We start from the raw sequence: 4,114 nt of genomic DNA, 5'->3' as shown, positions 1-4,114 counted from the left end.
GCCATTATAAGCCGCATCCGTTGGGTCGAACGAGTAACTGCCGTCCGCATTGAGCGTGAACCCAGCTACTGTCGCCGTGGTGGTGTACTTCGCCGTATCGCCAGTGTCGATATCCGTTGAGGTGATCGTTCCTGTGGTAGCGGAGGAGTCACCTTCGGTCGACGTTGCGGCCGTGATGGTATCTATCACTGGGTTGTCATTGGTGCCATTCACCGTGATGGTGATGCTGTGCTTGGTGCCGTCGGCACTCTGCACTTCGATCGTATCCGTTAAACTGTTTGTCGTAGACGCACTGGTCCCAAGTGCCTGAACGTCGGGATTACTGTTATCCAGATCATAGGTCCAACTGCCGTCGGCCTTCAGATGCAACGAACCGTGGCTTGCTTTAATGTCAGCTACTTGGAAGTACTCCTGACCCGCATCCAGATCCGTGATCGTCAACTGGCCCGTAGCCTGAAGTTGCGACTCTTCGGTTGTAACGCCCGTATCAACTCCCGCGATCTGGGCCGTATCGGCCGTGCCGTGAACCGTGATGACTAGATTCTGGGTATCCGTGCCACCGCTTTGATCGGTCACCGTCACTGGGATGGTCACCGTCTGATCTTGTCCTGCCGCTAAATGCTGGTAAGCACTGTGACTTGGATCGAAGCTATACGCTCCGGTGGTCGGATCGATGGAGAAACCGTCGATATTCGGCGAACTGTAGGTCGCGCTCTCGTGCGCATCCACGTCCGTCGAAGTAATCGTACCCGTGACTTTGTTACCGTCTTCCGTCGCGCTTTGGGCCGTGATTTGATCAAGCACGGGGTTATCGTTGGTACCGGTGACGGTAATGACGAGATCTTTCTGATCGGTGCCGCCGCTGCCGTCGGTCACGGCCACTGGAATCGTGATCTGCTGTGTGTCACCTGCTGCTAAACCATTATAAGCCGCATCCGTTGGGTCGAACGAGTAACTGCCGTCCGCATTGAGCGTGAACCCAGCTACTGTCGCCGTGGTGGTGTACTTCGCCGTATCGCCAGTGTCGATATCCGTTGAGGTGATCGTTCCTATGGTAGCAGACTTGTCACCTTCGGTCGCCGTTGCGGCCGTGATGGTATCTATCACTGGGTTGTCATTGGTGCCATTCACCATGATGGTGATGCTGTGCTTGGTACCATCGGCACTCTGCACTTCAATCGTATCCGTCAAACTGTTCGTTGTAGACGCACTGGTCCCAAGTGCCTGAACGTCCGGGTTGGTGTTGTCCAGATCATAAGTCCAACTGCCGTCGGCATTAAGATGCAAGGTGCCGTGAGCGGCGACGATGTCTCCGTCTTGGAAGTGCGCTTCGCCCGCATCTAGATCGGTGATCGTTAATTGACCCGTGGCTTGAAGCTGCGTTTCTTCAGTGGTTGAACCGGCGTCTGTTCCAGCGATTTGCGCCGAGTCTTGCGTACCATGAACAGTGATGACTAAGTTCTGCGTATCTTTGCCACCGTCCTGGTCGGTAACGGTAATTGGGATCGTTAGCGTTTGATCAACGCCTGCCTCTAGTTGTTGATACGAAGCATGGCTTGGATCAAAGGTGTAGCTGCCGTCTGGATTTAAGGTAAACCCATCCACCGGGTTGGCGATTGAGTATATTGCCTTCTCATGGGCATCAGGATCGGTCGAAGTAATTTGGCCGGTAAGTTGATTACCATCCTCATTTACCGATTGTGCTTGGATCTGATCAAGTACCGGGTTGTCGTTAGTACCGGTGACAGTAATGACGAGATCCTTGTGATCGGTGCCGCCGCTACCGTCGGTCACGGTCACTGGAATCGTGATCTGCTGCGTGTCACCTGCCGCTAAGCCATTATAAGCCGCATCCGTTGGATCGAATGAGTAACTGCCGTCCGCATTGAGCGTGAACCCGGGGACTGCGACGGCGCTGTACTTCGCCGTATCGCCAGTGTCGATATCCGTTGAGGTGATCGTTCCTGTGGTAGCGGTCTTGTCACCTTCGGTCGCCGTTGCGGCCGTGATGGTATCTATCACTGGGTTGTCGTTAGTGCCATTCACCGTGACGGTGATGCTGTGCTTGGTGCCGTCCGCACTATGGACAACAAAGCTGTCTACAAGACTTTCGTGGCCTTTAGCACCTAACGATTGGATTTCGACTCGCTGGTTATCCAGTTTATAGTTCCATCTACCAGATTGATCAATTGTCAAAACACCGAAATGAGAGGTGCCGCCAAGCTTTTCGCCCACGAAATGCGCTTCGCCTTTGTCACCGTCGACGACTTGTAATTGTCCCGCAGCCGTAAGCGCTAGATCCTCTTTGACACTACCAACATCTAGACCCGATATCTGCGCGTCGCCAGGAACATGACCCAGCGGCATCTGGCCTCCGCTTAGCTGCTGCATGAGCGCCGGTGTAAGCCCTCCTGCCGGCACCGATACTACCGAGCCGGATGGCGTAACGACCGTGGTGGCGGTGTTTTCATTCGAACCACCTATAGACAGCACGAGAGCCTGTTCAGTCCCGTCAACCGACTTCACTATTATAGTGTCTACTAAGCTCTCTCCGCTTTGCAGTGATTGGACGTTCATCGAAGAATTGTTGACTTCGTAGCTCCAGTTGCCGCTCTCGTCAATGGTTAGGTGCCCGTAAGCTCCATTAACGCTCGCTACTTCAAACTTTGCCTCACCGCCGTCTTGATCCGTAATATTTAGCTTGCCGCTAGTAAAGATAAAGCCGCTCTTAACATTACGATCTTCGTAAACCGCTCCACTCAAATCGCCCGTAATAACAGCCGTTTCATTTTGACCAACTACACTTGCGTTAACCACAAAATTACCGCCATCCGGCGCTGCAATGACAAACGTATCTGTGCCAGGCTCACCCCCGCCGAGTGCTACAAAAGCAGGGCTCCCGCTATTCACTTTGTAATGATAGTTACCGGAGCTATCGACGGTCAGCGTCCCGTAAGTACCTTCAAAAGTGCCCCCCTGATAGTTATTATCCGTAGCTTCACCCAATTGCTCTGGAGATCCACTGCCCACCGCACCTAGCGCCAGGTTTTCAACGACACCAGTAGTAAGGTGCGCAGAGCCATGCAAGGTAGCTGGCGGAATATAGATGAGCGACGACTGACTATCGTTATGGACGGTGTGTGCTGAGGGGCTGCCCGATGTGTCGGGCTTAGCCTCGTGACGCTCTTCATTACTAACACTAGCGTCTACTTGGTGATCGGAGTCAGCGGTCGGGCTGTACTGACTTGACCCAGTTAAATGCTCAGTGCCATCCGGCTCTCGATTCGAGCCGGAGCTATCTAATGACGCCCCGCGCTCATTAGATGTTAGGTCGGCTCTATCATCAGAGTCAGCATTGACCTCTAATGAGGGCAAGATGAGAAACATTTCACTAACTATAGGAACTGAAATAGCTACACGCTTTTTGCGTCGCTGATCCTGCTTGGGGCTTCGGCTATTCTTAGGTTTATCATCAGCTCTTTTAGCTAGTTTTGTGGCCGTAGCTTTGAGAGTTTTTCTCAAAAAATCTAAAGTTCCACCGTTATTTGATTTGTTCGCCATATGATACCCAATAAATTAAGTTAACCCTAACCTTAGTATTGCACATAATGTAGTTAGTTCAACATCAGCTATTTGACAAACTTAGCTAAGCACTTTCCCCAACTAGCGGAACTTCGGCATTACTCTATTGACTAACCAACTACGATCTAGCCTGCCCAATCGGCAACGCCCACGTGAGGTAACTCTCGTTAAGGAATTTCAGGCAATAAAAAGGCCCAACCTAACGGTTGAGCCTTCTTTATTGTATTAAGTGCCTGGCGCCCGCTGCGCGGTCCGGTGATCAAGCACAGCTTGATCCCGTTCGAACCCACAAAGCGCTGCGCGCTTTAAACGTGGGTTCTCACCCTACTATCACATGGGGGGCGTCGCCTACGGCAGCGGCCATGTGAGCTAACTCACCCATAAAGTACAATACAAAGAAAACCCCAACCTGCTCTGCAGATTGGGGTTTCTTTTTAATTAAGTGCCTGGCGGTGACCTACTCTCACATGGGGAAACCCCACACTACCATCGGCGATGAAACGTTTCACTTCTGAGTTCGGGATGGGATCAG

The 4,114-nt window shown here is 52.2% G+C and carries 1 protein-coding gene and 1 rRNA gene; both read right to left on the bottom strand.

Annotation, left to right across the window (positions count from 1 at the left end; genetic code table 11):
• Positions 1–3,387: VCBS domain-containing protein (locus DFR27_RS12610; RefSeq protein ID WP_211327639.1), on the bottom strand; the 3,387-nt coding region annotated here is incomplete at its 3' end.
• Between the two features lie 639 nt (positions 3,388–4,026).
• A 5S ribosomal RNA gene (gene rrf, locus DFR27_RS12405) occupies positions 4,027–4,114 on the bottom strand; the annotation flags it as partial.

This window comes from Umboniibacter marinipuniceus (assembly GCF_003688415.1).
Lineage (GTDB): Bacteria > Pseudomonadota > Gammaproteobacteria > Pseudomonadales > DSM-25080 > Umboniibacter > Umboniibacter marinipuniceus.
This window is presented reverse-complemented; position numbering and strand designations above follow the sequence as displayed.